Origin of the sequence: Clostridium sp. N3C (assembly GCF_900095445.1) — a bacterium.
Lineage (GTDB): Bacteria > Bacillota > Clostridia > Clostridiales > Clostridiaceae > Clostridium_AU.
On the sequence record NZ_FMJL01000001.1, the window covers coordinates 81213 to 103053 of the forward strand.

General features: G+C 32.5%; 24 protein-coding genes and 1 pseudogene. All 25 read left to right on the top strand.

The window, feature by feature from the left end:
* Positions 1–71 precede the first annotated feature (71 nt).
* The 25 genes and pseudogenes from N3C_RS00345 to N3C_RS00465 all read left to right on the top strand — a co-directional run bounded on the left by N3C_RS00345 (position 72) and on the right by N3C_RS00465 (position 21827).
* Positions 72–1271, top strand: coding sequence for an ATP-grasp domain-containing protein (locus N3C_RS00345; RefSeq protein WP_074364069.1), 1200 nt, complete (start codon positions 72–74; stop codon positions 1269–1271).
* A gap of 54 nt (positions 1272–1325) precedes the next feature.
* Positions 1326–2279, top strand: a complete 954-nt coding sequence (locus N3C_RS00350; protein WP_074364070.1) for a hypothetical protein — start codon at positions 1326–1328, stop codon at positions 2277–2279.
* 40 nt (positions 2280–2319) lie between these two features.
* Positions 2320–2874, top strand: a complete 555-nt coding sequence (locus tag N3C_RS00355; protein ID WP_074364071.1) for a GNAT family N-acetyltransferase — start codon at positions 2320–2322, stop codon at positions 2872–2874.
* Positions 2875–2940: 66 nt separating this feature from the next.
* Entirely contained in the window at positions 2941–4032 is a 1092-nt protein-coding gene (locus N3C_RS00360; protein ID WP_074364072.1) for a DegT/DnrJ/EryC1/StrS family aminotransferase, read from the top strand.
* Positions 4033–4434: 402 nt separating this feature from the next.
* On the top strand, positions 4435–5295 hold the full coding sequence (locus N3C_RS00365) for a flagellin N-terminal helical domain-containing protein (protein WP_074364073.1): 861 nt from the start codon (positions 4435–4437) through the stop codon (positions 5293–5295).
* A 377-nt stretch (positions 5296–5672) separates the two neighbouring features.
* Entirely contained in the window at positions 5673–6074 is a 402-nt protein-coding gene (gene flgB, locus N3C_RS00370) for a flagellar basal body rod protein FlgB (protein ID WP_074364074.1), read from the top strand.
* 7 nt (positions 6075–6081) lie between these two features.
* Positions 6082–6510: a flagellar basal body rod protein FlgC gene (gene flgC / locus N3C_RS00375; RefSeq protein WP_074364075.1), complete on the top strand. Its 429-nt coding sequence runs from the start codon at positions 6082–6084 to the stop codon at positions 6508–6510.
* A 10-nt stretch (positions 6511–6520) separates the two neighbouring features.
* The gene (gene fliE, locus N3C_RS00380) at positions 6521–6832 is read left to right on the top strand and encodes a flagellar hook-basal body complex protein FliE (RefSeq protein WP_074364076.1); all 312 of its coding nucleotides are present in this window, start codon (positions 6521–6523) and stop codon (positions 6830–6832) included.
* Positions 6833–6850: 18 nt separating this feature from the next.
* The gene (fliF, locus tag N3C_RS00385) at positions 6851–8413 is read left to right on the top strand and encodes a flagellar basal-body MS-ring/collar protein FliF (RefSeq protein WP_074364077.1); all 1563 of its coding nucleotides are present in this window, start codon (positions 6851–6853) and stop codon (positions 8411–8413) included.
* Between the two features lie 5 nt (positions 8414–8418).
* Complete coding sequence (gene fliG, locus N3C_RS00390) at positions 8419–9435, top strand: flagellar motor switch protein FliG (RefSeq protein ID WP_074364078.1); 1017 nt, start codon at positions 8419–8421, stop codon at positions 9433–9435.
* Positions 9410–10156 carry a flagellar assembly protein FliH gene (locus N3C_RS00395; protein WP_207648600.1) on the top strand — a complete coding sequence of 249 codons (747 nt, stop codon included), beginning with the start codon at positions 9410–9412 and terminating at the stop codon, positions 10154–10156. The genes fliG and N3C_RS00395 overlap by 26 nt, the downstream gene beginning before the upstream one ends.
* 22 nt (positions 10157–10178) lie before the next feature.
* Positions 10179–11489: a flagellar protein export ATPase FliI gene (fliI, locus tag N3C_RS00400; RefSeq protein ID WP_074364080.1), complete on the top strand. Its 1311-nt coding sequence runs from the start codon at positions 10179–10181 to the stop codon at positions 11487–11489.
* 16 nt (positions 11490–11505) lie between these two features.
* Positions 11506–11943, top strand: coding sequence for a flagellar export protein FliJ (gene fliJ, locus N3C_RS00405; protein ID WP_074364081.1), 438 nt, complete (start codon positions 11506–11508; stop codon positions 11941–11943).
* Between the two features lie 8 nt (positions 11944–11951).
* Complete coding sequence (locus N3C_RS00410; protein WP_074364082.1) at positions 11952–13424, top strand: flagellar hook-length control protein FliK; 1473 nt, start codon at positions 11952–11954, stop codon at positions 13422–13424.
* A 17-nt stretch (positions 13425–13441) separates the two neighbouring features.
* Positions 13442–14095, top strand: coding sequence for a flagellar hook capping FlgD N-terminal domain-containing protein (locus N3C_RS00415; RefSeq protein WP_074364083.1), 654 nt, complete (start codon positions 13442–13444; stop codon positions 14093–14095).
* 8 nt (positions 14096–14103) lie between these two features.
* On the top strand, positions 14104–14493 hold the full coding sequence (locus tag N3C_RS00420; protein WP_074364084.1) for a TIGR02530 family flagellar biosynthesis protein: 390 nt from the start codon (positions 14104–14106) through the stop codon (positions 14491–14493).
* A gap of 89 nt (positions 14494–14582) precedes the next feature.
* Positions 14583–16235, top strand: a complete 1653-nt coding sequence (locus N3C_RS00425) for a flagellar hook protein FlgE (protein WP_074364085.1) — start codon at positions 14583–14585, stop codon at positions 16233–16235.
* Positions 16236–16338: 103 nt separating this feature from the next.
* Positions 16339–16530, top strand: coding sequence for a flagellar FlbD family protein (locus tag N3C_RS00430; RefSeq protein ID WP_074364086.1), 192 nt, complete (start codon positions 16339–16341; stop codon positions 16528–16530).
* An 11-nt stretch (positions 16531–16541) separates the two neighbouring features.
* Positions 16542–17345, top strand: a complete 804-nt coding sequence (locus N3C_RS00435; protein ID WP_074364087.1) for a motility protein A — start codon at positions 16542–16544, stop codon at positions 17343–17345.
* A gap of 1 nt (position 17346) precedes the next feature.
* A complete protein-coding gene (locus tag N3C_RS00440; protein ID WP_074364088.1) occupies positions 17347–18084 on the top strand; it encodes an OmpA family protein in 738 nt (245 codons plus the stop codon).
* A 5-nt stretch (positions 18085–18089) separates the two neighbouring features.
* Complete coding sequence (locus tag N3C_RS00445; protein ID WP_074364089.1) at positions 18090–18566, top strand: flagellar basal body-associated FliL family protein; 477 nt, start codon at positions 18090–18092, stop codon at positions 18564–18566.
* 11 nt (positions 18567–18577) lie between these two features.
* Entirely contained in the window at positions 18578–18925 is a 348-nt protein-coding gene (locus N3C_RS00450; protein ID WP_242944018.1) for a flagellar biosynthetic protein FliO, read from the top strand.
* A 53-nt stretch (positions 18926–18978) separates the two neighbouring features.
* Complete coding sequence (fliP, locus tag N3C_RS00455; RefSeq protein ID WP_373432791.1) at positions 18979–19695, top strand: flagellar type III secretion system pore protein FliP; 717 nt, start codon at positions 18979–18981, stop codon at positions 19693–19695.
* 11 nt (positions 19696–19706) lie between these two features.
* Positions 19707–19976 carry a flagellar biosynthesis protein FliQ gene (gene fliQ, locus N3C_RS00460; RefSeq protein WP_074364092.1) on the top strand — a complete coding sequence of 90 codons (270 nt, stop codon included), beginning with the start codon at positions 19707–19709 and terminating at the stop codon, positions 19974–19976.
* 16 nt (positions 19977–19992) lie between these two features.
* A pseudogene (locus N3C_RS00465) lies at positions 19993–21827 on the top strand (fused FliR family export protein/FlhB family type III secretion system protein).
* Positions 21828–21841: the final 14 nt, after the last annotated feature.

Sequence of the window (21841 nt, forward strand, 5' to 3'; positions counted from 1 at the left end):
TCCTTTTTTGTAAGTAAAAATTGTAACTGTATTTAAAGAAAAACTTTAATTGAAATATAGAGGTGACATATATGAAGAGATTATTGATGCTTGGCGGGTCACATTTTCAAGTTCCAGCTATAAAAAAGGCTAGAGAGATGGGCTATTATGTAATAACATGCGATTACTTACCAGAAAATCCAGGGCATAAATTTTCTCATGAGTATCACAATGTTAGTACAACAGATAAAGAAAAGGTTTTGAACTTAGCAAAGGAACTTAAAATTGATGGAATAGTTTGTTATGCTTCAGATCCTGCAGCTACAACCGCTGCTTATGTTGCAGAGCAATTAGGGCTACCTACAAACCCGTATAAATCTGTAGAAATCCTTACAAATAAAGATATGTTTAGAAAATTTCTTGAGGAAAATGGCTTTAATGTACCTAGAGCTAGAGGTTATTCTAGCATTAATGAGGCAAAGAAAGATTTTCACAATTTTAAAATGCCAGTTATGATTAAACCAGTAGATTCATCCGGAAGCAAAGGAGTATCAAAAATAGATTCAATTGATTCTCTAGAGGAAAAAGTTGAATATGCCTTATCATTTTCCAGGGCTAAAAGATTTATTATTGAAGAATATATTGAGAAGTACGGATATCAAATCGAAGGAGATGGCTTTTCAGTAAATGGAAATCTAGTGTTTAGGTGTTTTGCAAACGGACATTTTGAAAATAACTCATCAAATCCATTTGTCCCAATTGGTGAGAGTTGGCCGTACAATATGCCAACCGATATTCATAATAAAATTCACTATGAAATCCAAAGAGCCTTATCTTTATTAAATATGAAGACAGGTGCTTATAATTTTGATATAAGAATTGATGATAAAGAAAATGTATATTTAATGGAAATCGGACCTAGGAACGGTGGAAACTTAATACCTCAAGTTACAAAATACGCAACGGGAGTAGATATGGTTGAGTTTACTATCAAAGCAGCTATGGGAGAAGATTGTAGTGATTTGACTATGATTGAGCCAAAGGGATTTTGGTCTTGCTATATGATTCATAGTGAAAAAGAGGGTATGTTGAAAAAAGTAGAAATTGAAGAAAGCTTTAAAGAAAACAATATTGTGGAATTTGAGATGCTGTATAAACCAGGAGATAAGGTTAGTGCATTTACAGGATCCAACGGAACTTTAGGTACAATGATACTTAAATATTCTTCAATGGAAGAAATGTTAGAGAAAATGGATAATATGTCTAAGTGGGTTAAAGTTATAGTTGAATAATAACTAATTATCAAGGATATGAACTTTAAGATAAGGCTTTAGGAGGCTTATTAAATGAAAGAAATAGGAGGTTATTTTGGTTTAGAGCAACTTATTAGCAATGAATATTACAAAGATTTGATTGCTCTTAATAGTGGAAGAAATGCACTATTGTATTTGCTTAAAGGAAGAAAGATTAAGAAAATTTATATACCTTATTTTTTATGTGAATCTGTGTCAAATATATGTATAAAAAATGGTTATAATATTGAATTTTATAATATAGATTCGGAATTTAAACCTATATTTAATAAGAATCTAGAGGATGGAGAATATATCTATGTAGTCAATTATTACGGTCAAGTTTCAAGAGGAGATATAGAAAAATTATTGGAAAAACATAAAAGAATAATAGTTGATAATACCCAAGCTTTTTTTCAGAAACCAGTTGAAGGAACTGACACTATATACGTTTGTAGAAAATATTTTGGGGTACCGGATGGAGCATATCTTTACACAAATTGCAAAGTTGACTTTGATTTAGAAACTAGTGCATCAAAGGATAAGATGGCACATATATTAGGACGATATGAAGGTTCCGCTTCCCAATATTATTCAGACTATCAGGCTAAGGAAAAATCTTTTGAAAAGGAACCATTAAGTTTTATGTCCAATTTGACTCATAATATTCTTGGAGCCATAGATTATAAAAAGGTTTATGAAATTAGAAATATCAATTACCAGTATTTAAATAATAAACTTGGTTCAGGTAATAAGTTGAAGTTAAAAAAAGTTAAAGGGCCTTTTGCATATCCTCTTTACATAGAGGATGGTATGAAAATAAAGAAAGAATTAGCTAAAAAAAATATATATATTCCAACTCTTTGGCCTAATGTGTTAAATGATATGGTAGAGAACAGTATAGAATATAAATATGCAGCAAATATTTTGCCATTACCTTGTGATCAGAGGTATGGAATAGAGGATATGAAATATATAGTAAACCAATTACTTCAGTATATATATTAATAAGTTTGTTTTAATCTGTAATTTTATAGGAGGTGTTAAAATGAATATTAGGGGAAAATTCGTTACATTAAGAGCAATAGAAAAAGAAGATTTAGAGCTAATGAGGGAAATGCTTAACGATCCTGAAATGGAAAGTTCAGTTGTTGGATGGTCTTTTCCAGTTTCAAAATATCAGCAAAATCAATGGTATGAAAATCATATAAATGATAGTAATAACCAAAGATTTATTATTGAAACTCCAGAGGATGGAGCCGTTGGTTTAGCTACTCTTATAGAGATAGATTGGAAAAATCGTAAGGCTAATCATGGCATGAAATTAGTCAACAGAAAATATAGAACAAAGGGTATAGGAACAGATACTGTTATGGCAATCATGAGATATGCCTTTGACGAACTTCAATTAAATCGTCTTGACGGTAGTTGGTTTGATAGCAATATTGCATCACAAAAGCTATATACAAAATGTGGATGGAGTGTTGAAGGAAGACGAAGACAATACATTTATAAAAACGGAGAGTATCGAGATTTAATTGTAGTTGGTATACTTAAAGAAGATTACATAAGGCTTGTAAAAGAAAATCGGTATTGGGATTAAGTGCTTTAAGCATATGTAACCTCTTTGCACATCGATTAGGAAATTCAGTTAACTTGGAGGATATAAATGGATAAACTAATACAAGTAACACAATCTTCGTTGCCAGATTTTCAAGAATATATAGAAGAGATAAGAGATTTATGGGATAGTAAATGGATAACAAATATGGGGCCAAAGCATAAAAAATTAGAGGCAGATTTATTATCATATTTAAAAACTCCTAACATAACTCTTTATTCAAATGGGCATTTAGCTTTAGAATCTGCAATCGAGGCGTTAGGACTTACTGGAGAAGTGATTACAACGCCATTTACCTTTGCATCCACTACTCACGCAATTGTAAGAAAGGGCTTAAAGCCTGTATTTTGCGACATTAATATTGATGATTATACTATAGACGCATCAAAAATAGAAAGTTTAATTACAGAAAAAACTTCTGCTATTATTCCGGTACATGTTTATGGCAATGTATGCAACATAAAAGAAATTCAGAGAATAGCTGAAAAATATAATCTAAAAGTTATTTATGATGCTGCTCACGCCTTTGGGGTAATGGTAGATGGTACTAGTGTAGCTAATTTTGGAGATCTTTCTATGTTTAGTTTTCATGCAACTAAAGTATTCAATACAATTGAAGGTGGGGCTCTTACATATAAAGATAATAAATTGTCTAAAGCTTTGTACAATATCAAAAACTTTGGAATCAATGGCCCTGAAGAGGTTGAGTATATAGGCGGAAATGCTAAAATGAACGAATTTCAGGCCGCTATGGGCATTTGTAATCTTCGGCATTTAGATAAAGAAATTGAAAAAAGAAAAGATATAGTTGAAAGATATAGAGAAAGGTTAAGTGAGATTGAGGGAATTAAATTATGTACTCCTAAAAGAGGAGTTAAAGAAAATTATGCCTATTTTCCAGTGGTATTTGATGATTATAAATTAAGTCGTGATGAGGTCTTTGAAAAATTAAAAGAAAATGGTATACTGACGAGAAAGTATTTTTTTCCTCTTACAAGTAGTTATTGTTGTTATAAAGGAAAATTTAAAGGAGAAACACCAGTGGCTCAATATATTGCTGATAGGGTTCTTACACTGCCACTTTACGCAGACCTAGAATTAGAGTATGTAGATAGAATATGCGATGTTATTTTAAATTAGTGATAATAGATAGACATTCAAAATCTAATGATGGTATTTACTAGATTAGAAATGATGATGATGTTTGGGGGAGAAACTTCTGTAGAAGGATGAGATTCAGAAATTTTATGCTATTTTTCTTTTATTAAAATAAAAAAAGCTACTACTTATTTTATGATGTAAATGTTTTTGAGTATGCTAATTTGTTAATTTTATGGAAGATAAATAAGCATTAGAAAGTAAATTTATATACTTTATGCCTAAATAGAAAGTAAGTTTGTGGATCTAATCCATAATAAATTCAGGTAGGATGTTCAAATTGTGAATATAAATAGAGATTTAATGAAAAAAGAATATTTGGCTATTAAGTATTTCAAATTTTTAACGATAATTAAATAAAAATAGTTTTGTGGAGTTGATATAATGCGATTAAATAGAAATTTAGCGTCATTAAATATATATCGAAATCATGTAAAGAATTCTAGAAAGCTAAGTTCTGCAATACAGAATATTTCCAGTGGTTATAAGGTAAATAGTGCTAAGGATAATCCTAATGACCTAGCTAAAAGTGAAAATATGAGAATGCAAATTAGAGGATTGCAGATGGCATCTAGAAATTCTCAGGATGGTGTAAGTATGCTCAATACTGTTGATGGAGCCATAGATTCTGTTTCATCAATGCTTCAAAGAATAAGGGAGCTTACTATTCAAGCAGGGGGAGCCACTGGTGAAGATGATAGATTGGCAATCCAAGAAGAAATTAAACAATTGACAAAAGGTATAGATAATGCTGTAAATAATTGTGACTTTAATGGAGTTAAACTTATTAAGAACGATGAGGTTATAGATAATACTTCACCTACTTATATAAAGATGGCTAGTGGGGCTAATTTTGGTGAAACTATACCTATACCAAAGTACAATTTTTCTTCCGATATGCTTGGTGGAACTGGAACTGGTGAAAAGATTAAAGATATAGATGTAACTACTGAAGAAGGAAGAAAAAAGGCTCTTTCAACTATAGATAGCGCTTTAGAAACAGTAAATTCTGCTAGAAGTAAATATGGTGCATTGCAGAACAAATTTGAAAGTTTATACAATAACATAGGCAGTATAGAGGTATCAATACAAGGAGCAGAAAGCAGTTTGCGAGATGCAGATATAGCTTATGAGATGGTGGAATTAGCAAGAGCTAATATTCTAATAGAAGCAGGTAATGCTATGATGGTTCAATCTAATAATTTCCCTAAAGAAGTATTAAGAATACTTGAAAATATGAGATAGTATAAAAGCAACTCATAAATAGATCTAATTATAGATTTATTTATGAGTTATTTTTATTTATATAAAATCAAGATTTCTTATTTATATAAACTTAAGGTCTAAAGTAAACATTTAATTTCTTTTTAAAAGAATTGCTAAGGGGCTAGAAAAAAAAATGGGAATATCTTATAATTATATTCATAAGAAATTAACGCTGGAAATAATATGAAGAGAGTGCGAAATTTAGTGAGTAACTGGATAATTATAAAATTTTTATAATACAAAAATATATCAGATTTCGATAAAAATATGTACAAATTATAATATTTAATGTAATATATAATTAAACTGATTTTTAATCTAAAAAAATTATACAATTAAGGGAGAGTAAAGTAGTTATGAGTAATTTGTCGTACGATAACAAGGTTTACAATCTTATAAAACAAGGGTTGGATGCCACCTCCTTGAGAAGTAAAGTGATTGCTAATAATATAGCTAATGTTAATACAAAAGGCTACAAGAAGTATTATGTAAGCTTTGAGGAAACATTGAAAAATACTATGAGTTCAATTCAATTAGAAAAAAGCGATAAATTACATTTAGATGGCGCAAATGTAGCTGGAAAAATAAGCGTAAAACAAGATAAATCTACTAGCATGAGAGAAGATGGAAATAATGTTGACATTGAGAATGAAATGACTAATGAAGCTGCTAATACATTATTGCATAACGCATTATTAACTCAAGCTAATTCAAAATTATCTTTAACACGTTATGTGATTACTGGTGGAGGGAGGTAGTAAATAAATGAATACTTTTAGTACTTTTAGAATCAGTGCCAGTGGGTTATCTGCTGAAAGACTTAGAATGGATACGATAGCTTCAAATATTGCAAATGTGTCAACCACTAGAGGTGAAGATGGTAAACCTTATGTTAGAAAAGTAGCTGTTTTTCAAGAGAATCTTAATAAGCTCATGGCATCTGGTAATAAAAAAGAAAATCAGTTTTTAGGGGTTAAGGCTGTTGGTATAGTTGAAGATCAATCAGAACTTAGAAGAGTTTATGATCCAACTCATCCAGATGCAGATGAGGAAGGATATGTTCTAATGCCTAATGTTAATATATTAAATGAAATGGCAGATATGATTGCGGCTACTAGAGCCTATGAAGCAAATGTCAATATTTTAAATAATGCTAAATCTATGTTTTCAAAAGCTTTGGAAATAGGTAAATAGGAGGATGTAAATGAGGATAAGTGATTATATGCAAAGTAGGTTATCTCTACTTTCTGTAAATGATATCAATGACAATAATGTTGAAAGTACAAATTTTGGTTCCGTTAGCTTTATGGACATGCTTAAAGAAAAGTTGGATGATGTTAATGAAAAGCAGATTAAAGCAGATGAGGCTACAGAAGCCTTTATTAGCGGTGATGATGTTGATATTCATGAGTTAATGCTTATAACTGAAGAAGCAAAAATGTCTTTGCAGTTAGCTGTACAAGTTAGAAATAAGCTGGTGGAGGCATATCAAGAGATAAATAAGATGCAGTTGTAGTGAGGAGTGCAGAGATTAATGGGTAAGCTATCAGAAGTATTTGCGAAAATAAAAGAAAAAGTAAAGTCAATGAGTGTGGGCCAAAAGATAGCTTTTGTTATAGTGTTTTCTATTATACTTGGTTTTATCATTTTTTATTCAAGTTACTCTAAGTCCAATAAATGGGGTGTTCTCTTTTCTAACATGTCCACTGAAGATGGAAATGTAATTAAGCAGGCTCTTGAAGATAAAAATACAGAGATGAAAATAGAGGGGAACACAATATATGTGCCAAAAGACCAGGTCGATTCTCTGCGTCTAGAATTGGCTGGTAAACTTACTGGAGGAAGTACTGGTTATGAGCTAATAGATAAGAGTTCTAGCTTTGGAATGACAGACGAACAGTTTGAACTGCAAAAGCTTAGAGCTACTCAAGGAGAATTGGAGAGAACAATAAAAAGTTTTTCTCAAATAAAAAATGCTAGAGTGCATATTACTCCTGGCACAGATTCGGTTTTTGCTAAGGAATCAACACCGGCTAAAGCAGCGGTATATTTGGAATTAAATGCGGGCAAAAAACTAACTGAAGAAAATGTTAAATCTATTATGGCTTTAGTATCAGGCAGCGTAGGTAATTTGCCAATGGAAAATATTGAAGTTATAGATGATGAGTTAAATCTTCTATCCAAGGGATTAAGTGAAGATGATTCTTCCAATTTGACGGGAACTATAGATAAGCATACAGAGACAAAAAAGGCCTTTGATAAGGATTTAGAAGAAGCGGCTATGGACATGCTTTCTCTTATTTTTGGAAAGAACAACGTAAATGTTAGAGTTAACAGTAAATTAGATTTTGATGCTAAGGAAAAGACTGTTATTTCCTACGATCCTAATAAGGTAGAGGCAAGTTCTCAAATAATTAGAGAGAATAATTCTAGTGGAGGAAGTATGCCATCACAAAGCCCTGTGGATGCCAATATGAATAATACTACAACAGATGGTAAAACTGACGGTACTACTTCTTCAAGTGAAAATATAACTACTAATTATAAGGTTGGAGAAACTACTGAAACTACAATTAGCGCACCGGGTAAGGTTGAAAGTATAACAGCTGCAGTTGTAGTTAATGGAGATTTAGATGAAGCTACTAAAGAAGAAGTTAGGAAGATAATGGCTGGTGTTATCGGTTACAATGAGGAAAGAGGAGATTCTATTGAAATTGTATCTATGCCATTTGATACTTCAGAAAAAGAAAAATATGCTGAACAATTAAAAGAATTAGAAGAGCAAGAAGCTAAGGCTAATAGAGAAAAGATGATTAGAAGAATAATAATTGCTTCATTAATAGCAGTAGGTTTAGGATTCTTAGTATTCCTAATAATTAGAATGTTACGTAAAGATAAGCCTCAAGAAGAACCGATGTTAGATGTACTTGTTGGCGATGAAACTTCTGAGAAGGAAATTGAAGAGACACAGCCAATCGAGCTGGAAGTTAAAAATAGACAATATCAAATTGAACAAGAAATCAAAAAATATGCAACAGAAAAGCCGGATCAAGTGGCGGAAATTGTTAAGTCATGGTTGGCAGAAGATGAGAGGTGATAAATATGGCTAGGGATAATAACAAACTTACTGGAGTGCAGAAAGCAGCTATATTATTCATTACTTTAGGACCTGAGGCTTCCGCCGGAATAATTAAGAAGTTTCCTGAAAGTGATATTCAAAGAATCACTTATGAGATAGCTAATATAACTGGAGTAAGAGCTGAACAGCGCCAGGAAATATTAAATGAATTTATAGAAATGAACAGGGCTAAGGAGTATATTGTAGAAGGTGGCCTTGAATATGCTAAAAGTTTATTATCGAAAGCATTAGGTCAGCAGAGGGCAAAGGAAATATTAGATAAGGTTACCGAGGCTACACAACAGTACAGGCCATTTGCTATAGCTAGAAAAGCAGATGCTCATCAATTGATGAATGTTATTTCCAACGAACATCCTCAAACCATTGCTCTTATTTTATGTTATCTTCAAGCGGATAAAGCTGGACAAATTTTATCTGCTTTACCAGAAGATATTCAATCAGAGGTTGCTTATAGAATAGCCTCTATGAATAACACTTCACCATTAGTTATAAAGGAAATAGAGAAAGTTTTGGATAGCAAACTATCTTCAGTAGTAAAATCTGATATGACTGTATTAGGCGGAGTAAGTACTTTAGTTGATATTTTAAATCAGGTTGACAGAACTACTGAAAAGAATATTACAGAGTCTTTAGAAAGAGAAGATCCAGAGTTGGCAGAGAAGATCAAAGAATCTATGTTTGTATTCGAGGATATTGTTACTCTTGATGATGTATCTATCCAAAGAGTTCTTCGCGAAATGGATGCCAAGGAATTGGCTTTGGCTCTCAAGGGATGCTCCGAAGAAGTTGCCAATGCTATATTTAGAAATCAGTCTAAGAGAGCTGCAGCTGCTTTAAAGGAAGATATGGAATTCTTAGGACCAGTAAGACTTATGGATGTAGAAAAGGCTCAACAGAAGATTGTTGGTATCATAAGAAGGTTGGATGAAGCAGGTGAAATTGTTATAGCAAGAGGTGGAGAAGATGCAATCATTGTATAGAGTTATTAAGGATACAAAGGTACTTCCACAAGGAACTAAGGAGATAATAACCCAGTATTCACCGGTAAACATAAAAAGTAGTGAGGAAGAGAATAATTCAAATGATATGGATGCTTCTCTACAGCTTATAAAAGAGGCAAAGGCAGAAAGTGAAAGAATTATAAAGATGGCAGAAGAAGAGGCTGAAAGGCTGCGGAAACAGGCCTATGAAGAAGCCTATGAGGAAGCTTATAAATTAGGCTACCAAGAGGCTCAAGAAAAAGGTTACCAGGATGGTTATGAAGCAGCCTTGCAAAAGGCTAAAACTGAAGCCGATCAAATGATAGAAAATGCTGTGCAAATTTTAAATAATGCTAAAACAGATTATGAAGCATATTTACAAGCAAAGAAAGAGGAAATAATAAAACTTTCTTTAAATATTGCGGAGCATATTTTAAATCGTGAAGTTTCCAATGTGAATGGAATGGACCAAATGGTCGAACAAGCCATTGAAGAGTCTAGAAATGCTAAAAGTATTATAGTGAAAACCAATTCTTTTTATACAGATCATTTAAAAACTAAAATTTTAGAATGGAAAGAAAGATTTGCCTTAAAGGCTGAGGTTTTTGTGATAGCAGATGATTTTATGGATAAAGGACATGCTGTTATAGAAAAGAATAATGGAAGAGTTATCATAAATATAGATAAGGCTTTAGATAACATTAGAGAGGCGATATTATAAATTGACGTGAGGTGCTAGGTAAATGCTTTCAATAGATTTTGATATGTTAAATAAGTCTGTAGCAGAAAGTAGGACTTTATATGCTGAAGGGAAAGTAAAGAAGGTAATAGGCTTAACAATAGAAGTAGAAGGCATAAAGGCCTTTGTGGGAGAGCTATGCACCATATATAATGATAAAAATAAACCCATAATGTGTGAGGTTGTAGGTTTTAAAGAAGATGATGTTATTTTAATGGCCCTTGGTGAATTAAATGGTATAGCTCCTGGCTGTAAGGTAGTACCTCAAGGTAGATTATTAAGTGTAAAGTGCAGTGATGACTTGCTAGGAAAGATTTTGGATGGTTTAGGACAACCTTTGCAGGGGGAAAGTTTAAAAACTGGAACGTATTATCCATTAGATCAAGATCCGCCAGATCCTTTAAAGAGAAGAAGAATAAAGAGTATCCTTCCTACAGGGGTTAGGGCTATTGATGGTTTTCTTACCTGTGGGGAGGGTCAAAGAATAGGAATTTTTGCTGGTAGTGGTGTTGGTAAAAGTACAACTTTAGGTATGATTGCAAAATATGCTGAGGCAGATGTTAATGTTATTGCTCTTATAGGCGAAAGAGGAAGAGAGGTACTAGATTTCATAGAAAAGGACTTAGGAGAAGAAGGAATGAGAAAATCTGTAGTAGTTTGCGCTACGTCAGATAAATCAGCTTTAGTTAGATTAAAAGGTGCTTTTACCGCTACAGCTATAGCAGAGTATTTTAGAGATCAGGGTAAAAAGGTTATTTTGATGATGGATTCTGTTACAAGATTTGCCATGGCTCAAAGAGAAATAGGACTGGCTATCGGAGAACCACCAGCTACTAAAGGCTATACACCTTCGGTCTTTGCTAAGTTACCTAGACTTCTTGAAAGATCAGGTATGTCTGATAAAGGTTCAATAACAGCCTTTTACACTGTGCTAGTAGATGGTGATGATTTTAATGAACCTATAGCGGATGCGGTGAGAGGTATATTGGATGGCCATATAGTATTATCCCGTGCTTTAGCACATAAAAATCATTATCCCGCTATAGACATATTAAATAGTGTTAGCAGACTTATGCCTGAAATAGCAGATGATGATCATAAAAATGCAGCTTCTCAATTAAGGGATCTTCTTTCAACTTATAAAAATTCAGAGGATTTAATTAATATAGGAGCTTACGTAAAGGGTACTAATCCTAAAGTAGATAGAGCTATTAATTATTATGATCATATAATTAATTATTTACGCCAAGGAATTAAGGAACATACTTCTTTTGAAGATGCGCGAAACAGATTAATTACTATGGTTTCTGTATAGGTTCAGGAGGTGTGTTATGGCGTCTTTTAGATTTTCATTACAAAAGCTTCTTGATATGAGGATAGAAAAAGAGGAAGAAGCAAAGTTAAAGCTTATGGAAGCCCAAAGGCACCAGATGGAAGCTGAGGCAAAACTAAATGATTTAAAGGCAAAATATATTAAGTATAATACTATGGATACCCAACTTTCGGTAATTGAGCAAAAGATAAAGATTAATTACATGAATGCATTGGAAAATAGTATAGAAGTTGCACAAGAGGATTGCGTTAAGAAAAGCAAGCTAGTTGACAGTTGTAGAAATGATCTTAAAGAAAAACAGATTGAAAGAAAGACTGTAGAAATATTAAAAGAAAAGAAATATGAAGCCTTTAAAAAAGAAGAAGATAGAAAAGAGCAAGTTCAACTAGATGAGTTTGCTTTATATGCTTACGTAAGAGCTACTGAAAGGGGGTGAAAAGATAGATGCAAGTTAATATGCCAGTTACAACGGAGCAATTTGCTAATGTTGCTAATGCTACGATGACCAAAAGCCATACCACTGCTAGGGATAAGACCAATAGCTTTGAAAAAGTATTAAATAATTTTCAAAGTATAAAGGAAGTATGCAATAGTTATAAGACTGATGGAATATCGAATGAAAAAGTGGATACAGACCTAGAGAAAGAAGTAAAGTCCATGCTAGAGTCAGAGGATACAACATTAGAAGAATTGGTGTTAATATTAATAAATATGTATATAAACAATCATGAGCTAAGCAAGGTAGATGAAAATAATGTTGGTAACTCTAATATCAGCTTTAATGATATAGAAAATAATTTGCTTCAAAACTTATCTCCTCTAGAATTTGAATCCGCTAACAATATGAACAAGCCTGAAAATAATGTGCTTGAAACGGTAAAAAATTTATTATTTACAGATAAACTTGTTGATACAAACAAAATTCTTGAAAACAAGCTACCATCAGAAATTGTAGACATTTTACAACAGTATGTTAGTTTAAATACAGAAAAATCAGAGTTCGTATTACAGGATTCTAATACTTATTCAAGCAATAACGGCGTAAATATTGGTCAAGCAATCTTTAGTCAAGAGAAAGCTTTAAAAGAGAGGATTGTAGACCAAATTAACAGTTTACTTAAGCTTAGCAACAGCAATGAGCAAGTTGAGAAACCAGATGTAGAACCAATAGCTTTAGCTATGGAGGAACTTATACCTTTTAAGAGTATAAATGATAAAGCTGAAGCTACAAAGGCTACAGTAGAAGCAAAAGAAAAAAATAGCTTAAAAGGTTATGAGCTTAAATCTAATACTAATAATGTAACTTTGACTAAACAAGAAAAAAGTTCTACCAATAATAGTTCATTAATTGAAAAAGAAGATGCTTTCCTTAAGGATATGTTGAAAGATGGTCAAAAAGGGCAGGGTAAAATAAATCTTTTTATGAACTATTTAAGGGGAGATATGAATGTGCAAAATCCAATTCAAGCTCAATCTGAAGTTGTAGTTAATAAAACTACTTTTGTTAATGACATAATTAAAACTGTTAAGTTTATGCAGAATGCTAATTTAAAAGAATTGAAGGTTAGTATCAATCCTAAAGAAATAGGTGAACTTTTAATTACTGTAACTATGGAAAGTGGTAAAATGAAAGCTAATATTGAAGCTAATAGCAAGGAGTCTTATAATTTATTAATGTCTCATTTGGATGATATCAAGAAAGCTATAGGTAACAATGAGATAAGTTTACAAGATATAAATGTTAGCATAAATCAAGGTGATACTACTTTCTTCAAGGATAGTTCACAAAGACAAGATAGGCAAAATCAAAGTTCAGACACTGGAATAAGAGTTAGTAGGCTATCATTAGAAGAAGATCTTGATATATCTGAAGGTCAAGAAAGCTTAAACGATAGCCAGATAAATATGTTGGCGTAAGAAAGAGGTGATTTGTAATGAGTATTAATTCAGTTAACAGTGCTTCCCGTGCTACCGATAGAGGTACTACAATAGTGAAAGCTGGAGATACATTAGATAAAAATGCTTTTCTAAAAATATTAGCAGCGGAGCTTACAAACCAAGACCCAACTAATGCAGCAGATTCTACACAGTATGTTTCTCAAATGGCTCAATTTTCATCATTGGAACAGATGTATAACTTGAATAACACCATGACAATGAATTCAGCTAATTCAATAATTGGAAAGGCTGTAACAGTGTCAAAGACTGATTTACATGGAAACTACTATTCCGGTATAGTTAGGGCTGTTACTAATAAGTCTGGTACTGTTGAGGTGACTTTAGAAGTAGAGGAAAATGGAATTAAAGAATATAAAGATTTCGCTTATGAGGATGTTAAAGAGGTTATAGAAGTAACTGACCGTAGATTAGATGCTGTTAATGAAAACATGTTGCTACTTACAGCATCAGCTCTTATAGGTAGAAAGGCGGAATTTAATATTACAGATGAATCCGGAAAAAATTATGTGGGAACCGTTAAGGGGGTATATATAAAGGATAGCAACATTTATTTGAGAGTGTTGACAGAAGGGGCAGACGACACAGTAAATTTACCCTATAGTAAACTTATAAAAGTTGAGGAAGCTTAGTAAAAGTAATGGGCTTTAGGGTTATTAATGGTGTTGTATACCCTATAGGTAATTTTCCCACAAACAATTCAAGTAATTGCCATAAGATAAAAGATAATAATAGCAAGGAAAATTTTGCAGAGATACTTAATTCGAAGTTAGCTAAAAGTGAAAGTTTTACTATATCTAAACATGCTGCTGACAGGCTAAGAAATGTGAACCTTGATAGCAATGACATGGAAAAAATAAATGATATTATAAATAAAGCTGAACAAAAAGGATCAAAGAATTGTCTTATTTTGTACAAGGATGTAGCGCTGGTTACCAGCATAGAAAATAGGACAGTCATCACTGCTGTTGAAGAAGAGAGGATGAAGGAAAATATCTTCACAAATATTGATAGCGTGGTGATAATGTAATGGGCTGGACCTTAATATAGGAAGCTCAGCTTCACTGAAGGATGGATGTGAAGCAACAGAATAAAAATTTATATTAAGGAGGAAATTTAATGTTAAGATCGCTTTACTCAGGAATAAGTGGAATGAAGGTAAATCAAACAAAATTAGATGTTATTGGTAATAATATATCAAATGTTAGCACCACTGCTTTTAAATATAGTAGAACTAGATTTCAGGACATGCTTAGCCAAAGTGTTACTGATGCAATGTCCCCAAGTACTAATCTAGGAGGTGTTAACCCAAGTCAGGTTGGATTAGGAGTTAAGTTAGCAGGTATTGATACTATAGTTTCTCAAGGAAACATGCAATCTACTTCCAGAAGTTTAGACGTGGCAATTGATGGTGAAGGTTACTTTATGGTAGGTAAAGGACCAACTATTTTTGAAGATAACAGCATACAAGTAAACCATCAGCCAGGAACTCATACTATTAGCAATGAGTCCTTAACTAACTCAAAGATGCAAATTAATTATACAAGAGATGGTTCCTTTACATTAGATAGTGATGGTAATCTTTTGACTTCTGATGGTTATAGAGTGTTAGGATATTCTTTAACTAATGATTTAGCTTCAATGGATCCAACAGCTCAAGCACCAAATGTAGTTACTGCAGGAGGATTTAACTTTGCCTTTGGTCCTGGAGCTTCTTTAAATGGCTACAGCATAGTTTTAGGTAAGGTTGGACCAGATACAGTAGCTTCAGCAGAAGTTGATACCATTTCAAAGAGAATAATTCTGAACGGTGATTTCTCAAAGCCAAATGGTATTACTAGCGAACAGGCAGCTTCAGCTATTAATAAGGCTCTTAATGCAGCAGGAATACCACAGACAGTTAGTGTAACTGGTAATAACACAAGGATAACTGGTTTAAATTCTAGTGTTACAGGTGATGCTGCAACAATTTTAGGTTTAACCTTAACTGTAACAGAGCCAGGAGTATTGGATGGATATTCAATAGAAATTGGTAATATAGCTCCAGGAACAGCCACCAGTGCAAATGTTGATACAAAGTATAAAAAGATAATCATCAATGGTGATTTTACAAATACCGTTTCTGAGGCAGACGTTGTTAATGCTATAAACGCAGCTTTGAAGAATAAGGCTATTGGAACTTCAACAAATGTGGTAGCAGTAGGTAGTGGGGCCTTTACATCAATTTCAGGTACTACTTCAGGCGTAGCAGATGGAGGTACCCCTGTTCAAAGTATAGCTGAAGATGGAGTTATTAACTTTGTAGATGCCACTAAGGAAGTAAAATCTTATGATGGTAGCTTAAAAACCTTAAGGATTCCTGATAAAGTAAGAATTCCAGGTGAAAATGTAGAATTAAGAATTATATCCTATAGTATTAGTAAAGATGGATTAATAAGTGGTGTATTGGAAGATGGTAGAGTAGCAGCTCTTGGACAAATTGCTATGGCATCTTTCAAGAATCCAGCTGGTTTGACAAAGATGGGAAACAACTTGTATCAAGCTTCAGTTAACTCCGGTGAAGCAACAATAAGAAGTGGTATTGGTACTCTTGGAGAAGATAATAGCCAGGGGTATGGAGATGCTCTTCAAGGTATGTTGGAGGCTTCAAATGTTGATTTAGCTGAACAGTTTACTGAAATGATAGTAACATCAAGAGCTTTCCAAGCTTCAGGAAAAATGATAACTACAGGAGATGAAATTCTTCAAGATATTATTAACCTAAAGAGGTAACATTGGGTACTTAATATATTAATTACAGTTAGATTTCTAGGGTCGTATAGAGTATAATAAAAATACTCTATACGACCTATGATAAGAGCTGTGGAGGTTAATCATGATAAAATTAACGGGATTTAATGGTAAGGACTTTGTTTTAAATGCGGAACATATTGAAAAGATTGAAGAAGTACCAGAGTGCCTCATTACATTGATTAATGGCAAAAAATATATGGTAAGAGAGAATTGCCAGCAGGTAATTGATAAAGTAATAGAATATAAAAAGAGAATTTTTAGTTTAAGTTTGTAGGAGGCATCAATATGAAGAAACTGGACATAATGACCTTCATAGGTTTTTTTGTAGGTGTATTTGTTATTTTGTGGGGTATTATGATTAACGGTAGTTTATCGTCATTTTATGATTTTGCATCAGTAGTAATTACCCTATTGGGTTCTTTGATGGCAGTAGCGATAAATTATCCTATTTCTGAATTCAAAAGATTATTTACAGTTATTTTAAAAAGTTTTAAAGGAATGACTATGTCTAACTTTGAAACTATAAGTCTATTTACTAATTTATCTAGAAAAGCAAGAAGAGAAGGGTTATTATCCTTAGAAGACGAAGTAAATAATATCGAAGATGATTATTTAAAAAAGGGACTTCAAATGGTAATTGACGGAATAGAGCCAGAAACCATAAGAAGTATAATGGAATTAGAAATAGATGAAATGGTAAAAAGACACTCTGTTGGTCAGAATATGCTAAAGTCTTGGGCTGCTTACGCTCCAGCTTTTGGTATGATCGGTACCCTTATAGGACTTATACAAATGCTTGTTGAATTAGATGATTCTAGTAAAATAGCATCTGGTATGGCTGTAGCATTAATAACAACTTTCTATGGATCAGTATTGGCCAACCTTATATTTACTCCTATGGCTGCTAAATTAGCCTTGAAAACAGAAATGGAGGCAGGCAACAGAGAAATGATGCTAGAAGGAATTCTTGCTATACAGTCAGGTGTTAACCCAAGAATTGTTGAAAATAAACTTCTTTGCTATTTATCACCAAAGGATAGAAAGAAGTATCAGGAACAAAATACTGAAAATGCAGAAGGAGTGCAGTAATATGGCAAGGAAAAAGCGTGGGGGTGCAGATGGGCCATCAGGTAACGAATGGTTACAAACTTATTCTGATACAATGACACTTCTGTTGACATTCTTTATACTTCTGTATTCTTTTTCGACTGTGGATGCTGAAAAGTTTAAAATGATTTCTTCAGCACTACAGAGTATACTTACGGGGCAGGAGAGCACATCTATTTTTGACTACAATATGTCATCTGGTAGTGTACCTATTGTAGGAGAAGACACTAAGACTAATGAAATAGATATTGGAGAAGCTTCTGGTGAGCCTAGCATGTATGAGCAGGTTCTAGAATTTATAAATGAGAATAATTTAGAGTCTGTAGTAACTATAACTAGAGACAGTAGAGGTATAATAATTCAACTTAGAGATAACATACTTTTTGAGTCTGGTAGTGCTGATATAAAAGAAAATAGTAAGCAAATACTAGAAAAAATAAGCACCCTTATATTGAGATTTGATAATGAAATAATAATTGAAGGTCATACTGATAATGTGCCTATTCATAATGCAAAGTATGATAGCAACTGGGAGCTATCTTCTGCTAGAGCTAACAATGTTTTAAAATATTTTATTTATGAAAAAAAGGTAAATCCATATAGAATTTCTGCCCATGCCTATGGAGAGTATAAACCAGTTATGCCTAATGACACACCTGAGCATAGGGCGGTAAATAGGAGAGTTAATATACTAATAGTAACTACAGAGCAAAAGGAGTAAGTATTATGAGCGAAGTGAAAAATAATAAATTAAAAGGGAATACTATGGTCACTATATTACTTATAATATTCGGTGCCCTGTTAGTAGGTGCAGCAGCTTTTGGCGGATATATGCTTGCTAGCAAAGCTTCAAATAATAATGTAGTAAAACAAGATGAGCAGCAGGAAGTAAAGGAAGAAAGTTTTTATTCCGCTGGAGAGTTTACTGTTAATTTAGCAAATACTAACGCTAGAAAATATTTAAAGACTACAGTTGTATTAGCTTATGATATTAAAAATGAAGAATTAACAGAAGAACTAACAAAAAAAACCGATGCTGTAAGAGATTGTATTATTAGTGTTTTAAGAACTAAAAAAGCTGAAGAACTACAAACAGCCACTGGTCCCGAAGAACTTAAAAATGAAATTATAACTAGAGTAAATTCAATTTTGTCTAAAGGTAGATTGTCCAGTATTTACTATAAAGAATTCGTCATTCAATAGGGATGGTGATTATGAAAGATACTTTACTAATGTTTCTCCAGATACTAGTATTTTTACCTTTTGTGCTTTTACTAATTTATCTCTCTCTTAAGCTTGGAGGTACAAAGTTTCATAGTTTGCAAAATAATAAATTTATTAAAATTTATGAAAGAACTGCAGTATCCAAGGATAATAGTTTGGTAATAGCACAAATAGGTAAAAAAGGTTATGTGTTAGCTTCCTGCAATGGTAAGTTAGAAGTGCTTCGAGAACTGGAGGAAGAAGAAATGAAAAGTATAACTATGCAGAAAAGTATACCCAAATACAATAATTTAAAAGATTTATATAAAAAAATAGGATTAAAGAGGAAAGATACGTGATGAAAAAGTGGACGAAAACATTATTGTTTGCTGCGACGCTTATAGCTGTTTTAATGGTTATGTCCCAAAGAGTATTAGCAGCACCAGAGAATATAACTATTCCTAATGTTAATATTTCAGTGGATGGTGCCAATACACCAGCAGATTACGTTAGCAATATAAAGCTTTTGATAATCTTAACAATTCTTACGCTATTACCATCTTTTATTATTATGGTAACTAGTTTTACTAGAACTATAGTAGTTTTTTCTTTTCTAAAAAGTGCCATTGGAGCTCAACAGTCTATACCAAGTCAGGTATTAATTGGGCTAGCTTTATTTCTTACTATATTTATCATGGCACCTACCTACAATCAAATAAATGAGAAAGCTCTTAAGCCTTACATGGAAGGCACAATAACACAAGAGCAAGCTATAGAGGAAGGTTCTAAACCTTTGAGGGAATTTATGCTAAAACAAACTAGGCAAAAGGATCTACAGCTTTTTGTTGAAGCTGCGGATGTACAAGGGGAAATAACTAGAGAAAATGTTCCTTTATATGTAGTAATACCGGCTTTTGCCATTAGTGAATTAAAAACAGCCTTTACCATGGGATTTTTATTGTATATTCCATTCTTAATAATAGATTTAGTAGTTGCAAGTGTATTGATGTCTATGGGTATGTTTATGTTACCGCCAGTTATGATATCTTTACCTTTTAAATTATTGCTATTTGTAATGGTAGATGGGTGGAATCTATTAATAAAGACACTAATAACAAGCTTTACATGAGGTGAGATAAGATGAGTGAAAATATGTTAATGGGAATTATAAAAGATGCGATCACTACTGGGCTAACAGTAGCAGCACCTATTTTATTAATTTCCCTAGTGGTTGGATTAATAATCAGCATATTTCAAGCCACAACTCAAATTCAAGAGCAAACTTTGACCTTTGTACCTAAGTTAATAACTGTGGCGCTAATTGGTCTTTTAGCAGGCAGTTGGATGCTTCATACACTAATAGATTTTACCACAAGGATATTTAATATAATGTCTAACTTAGTACAGTAAACTTAGGAGGCATAAGTTGATAAACACAATTTATTACTTAACCATTTTGATGGTGTTTTTAAGAATGTTAACTTTTTGTACTACTGTCCCTATTTTTTTCCTAAAGGGACACCAACAACAATGAAAGTTTTTATAGCTGGTATACTATCTTTTGTGATAGCTCCAACCATAAATACAACCTCATTGCTTGAAGTTAATAATAATATTTATTTAATTACATTTATTGTAAATGAAGTCATTGCAGGTTTACTAATGGGGTTAGTTACAAATACAGCCTTTAATATTATGAAAATGGCTGGTCAACTAATGGATACTCATGTAGGCTTAGGTATGATAAATCTATTAGATCCTAACACAAATACAAATAGTACTTTAATAGAAAATTTATTTTATTGGATAAGTTTAATGATATTTTTTTTAATAGATGGTCACCATTTGTTAATTAAGCTCTTAATTCAGAGCTTTAATAGTATAGGTCTAGGGCAATCCGTATTAAGTTTGGGAAGTATATCCGTTGCCATAGACTCAATAATTAATTATTTTACAATTGGTTTGAAAATAGCAATACCTATCGTATTGATAATACTTATAACAGATATCGTTTTAGGTCTAGTTTCTAGAACAGTTCCTCAATTAAATATTATGATACTTGGACTACCAGTTAAATTGCTAGTAGGATTGACAGCTATAATGTTGGCATTACCAGTTATATTTAAAGGAATTGTTTTAGCCTTTGATAAATTACCAGATATATTTAAGGATTTATTTAAAGCAGTTCCTCTTGTATTTGTATTTGCATCGGAAGAGAAGACTGAAGAGGCCACACCTAAAAAGAAGAGCGATGCAAGAAAAAAGGGGCAGGTAGCAAGAAGTAAGGAAGTATCTTTAGCTTTAACCTTAGTTACCAGTACTATATTAATATCTGTGCTTGGTGGATATGTAGGAAATAACTTTCAAGCTACTTTAACATATTTTTTAACTTATGACTTAACAGAATTTAGTCTTGAAAGTTTAAAAGCACTTACAGTAACTGTTATATACAGAATAGGAATGATTATTTTACCAATAGCCTTTCCTATTATGATAATGGGTGTAGCAGCTAACTATATTCAAACAGGTTTTTTATTTACTGGTGAACCACTAAAACCTAAATTTTCAAAATTAAATCCTATTAACGGTTTTAAGAGAATGTTTTCATCTAGAACTGTGGTAGAATTAATTAAAGAAATAATTATGGTTTCCATAGTTGGCTATATAGGTTATAGTTTTTTAATGGATAAAATTAAAGATATATTGAATATTGGTTTTTTAAGTGTCAATGCTATACCAAAAGAGTTTGGAAATATAGTTATTGATATATTTCTGAAGATTTCTATTTTTATGGTGGTTGTAGCAGCTGTTGATTATTTTTATCAATGGCGAATGTTTAAAAAGGATTTAAAGATGACTAAGCAGGAAATAAAGGAAGAATACAAACAGTCAGAAGGAGATCCTCAAATAAAATCTAAGATCAAACAAAAGCAAAGAGAGATAGCTAGCAGAAGAATGATGGCTAGTGTACCTGATGCCACTGTAGTTATTACCAACCCTACCCATATAGCTGTAGCTTTAAAATATGAAGAGGGTGGTAAATCTGCACCAAAGGTTGTAGCTAAAGGTACAGATTACATAGCTATAAAAATAAAGGAGTTAGCAAAGGAAAGTGATGTTCCAATTATTGAGAATAAGCCATTGGCAAGATTGATTTTTGAAAAAGTAGAATTAGAACAAGAGATTCCAGTAGATATGTATCAAGCGGTAGCAGAGATTCTTGCAGTGGTATACAAAATGAAGAAGAAAAAGATTAAATAATAAAGGGTGATAAT

Excerpts from the sequence above, each read along its gene's own strand:
- N3C_RS00345 (WP_074364069.1), top strand. The coding sequence starts at position 72 with ATGAAGAGATTATTGATGCTTGGCGGGTCACATTTTCAAGTTCCAGCT.
- N3C_RS00350 (WP_074364070.1), top strand. The coding sequence starts at position 1,326 with ATGAAAGAAATAGGAGGTTATTTTGGTTTAGAGCAACTTATTAGCAAT.
- N3C_RS00355 (WP_074364071.1), top strand. The coding sequence starts at position 2,320 with ATGAATATTAGGGGAAAATTCGTTACATTAAGAGCAATAGAAAAAGAA.
- N3C_RS00360 (WP_074364072.1), top strand. The coding sequence starts at position 2,941 with ATGGATAAACTAATACAAGTAACACAATCTTCGTTGCCAGATTTTCAA.
- N3C_RS00365 (WP_074364073.1), top strand. The coding sequence starts at position 4,435 with ATGCGATTAAATAGAAATTTAGCGTCATTAAATATATATCGAAATCAT.
- flgB (WP_074364074.1), top strand. The coding sequence starts at position 5,673 with ATGAGTAATTTGTCGTACGATAACAAGGTTTACAATCTTATAAAACAA.
- flgC (WP_074364075.1), top strand. The coding sequence starts at position 6,082 with ATGAATACTTTTAGTACTTTTAGAATCAGTGCCAGTGGGTTATCTGCT.
- fliE (WP_074364076.1), top strand. The coding sequence starts at position 6,521 with ATGAGGATAAGTGATTATATGCAAAGTAGGTTATCTCTACTTTCTGTA.
- fliF (WP_074364077.1), top strand. The coding sequence starts at position 6,851 with ATGGGTAAGCTATCAGAAGTATTTGCGAAAATAAAAGAAAAAGTAAAG.
- fliG (WP_074364078.1), top strand. The coding sequence starts at position 8,419 with ATGGCTAGGGATAATAACAAACTTACTGGAGTGCAGAAAGCAGCTATA.
- fliI (WP_074364080.1), top strand. The coding sequence starts at position 10,179 with ATGCTTTCAATAGATTTTGATATGTTAAATAAGTCTGTAGCAGAAAGT.
- fliJ (WP_074364081.1), top strand. The coding sequence starts at position 11,506 with ATGGCGTCTTTTAGATTTTCATTACAAAAGCTTCTTGATATGAGGATA.
- N3C_RS00410 (WP_074364082.1), top strand. The coding sequence starts at position 11,952 with ATGCAAGTTAATATGCCAGTTACAACGGAGCAATTTGCTAATGTTGCT.
- N3C_RS00415 (WP_074364083.1), top strand. The coding sequence starts at position 13,442 with ATGAGTATTAATTCAGTTAACAGTGCTTCCCGTGCTACCGATAGAGGT.
- N3C_RS00420 (WP_074364084.1), top strand. The coding sequence starts at position 14,104 with ATGGGCTTTAGGGTTATTAATGGTGTTGTATACCCTATAGGTAATTTT.
- N3C_RS00425 (WP_074364085.1), top strand. The coding sequence starts at position 14,583 with ATGTTAAGATCGCTTTACTCAGGAATAAGTGGAATGAAGGTAAATCAA.
- N3C_RS00430 (WP_074364086.1), top strand. The coding sequence starts at position 16,339 with ATGATAAAATTAACGGGATTTAATGGTAAGGACTTTGTTTTAAATGCG.
- N3C_RS00435 (WP_074364087.1), top strand. The coding sequence starts at position 16,542 with ATGAAGAAACTGGACATAATGACCTTCATAGGTTTTTTTGTAGGTGTA.
- N3C_RS00440 (WP_074364088.1), top strand. The coding sequence starts at position 17,347 with ATGGCAAGGAAAAAGCGTGGGGGTGCAGATGGGCCATCAGGTAACGAA.
- N3C_RS00445 (WP_074364089.1), top strand. The coding sequence starts at position 18,090 with ATGAGCGAAGTGAAAAATAATAAATTAAAAGGGAATACTATGGTCACT.
- N3C_RS00450 (WP_242944018.1), top strand. The coding sequence starts at position 18,578 with ATGAAAGATACTTTACTAATGTTTCTCCAGATACTAGTATTTTTACCT.
- fliP (WP_373432791.1), top strand. The coding sequence starts at position 18,979 with ATGGTTATGTCCCAAAGAGTATTAGCAGCACCAGAGAATATAACTATT.
- fliQ (WP_074364092.1), top strand. The coding sequence starts at position 19,707 with ATGAGTGAAAATATGTTAATGGGAATTATAAAAGATGCGATCACTACT.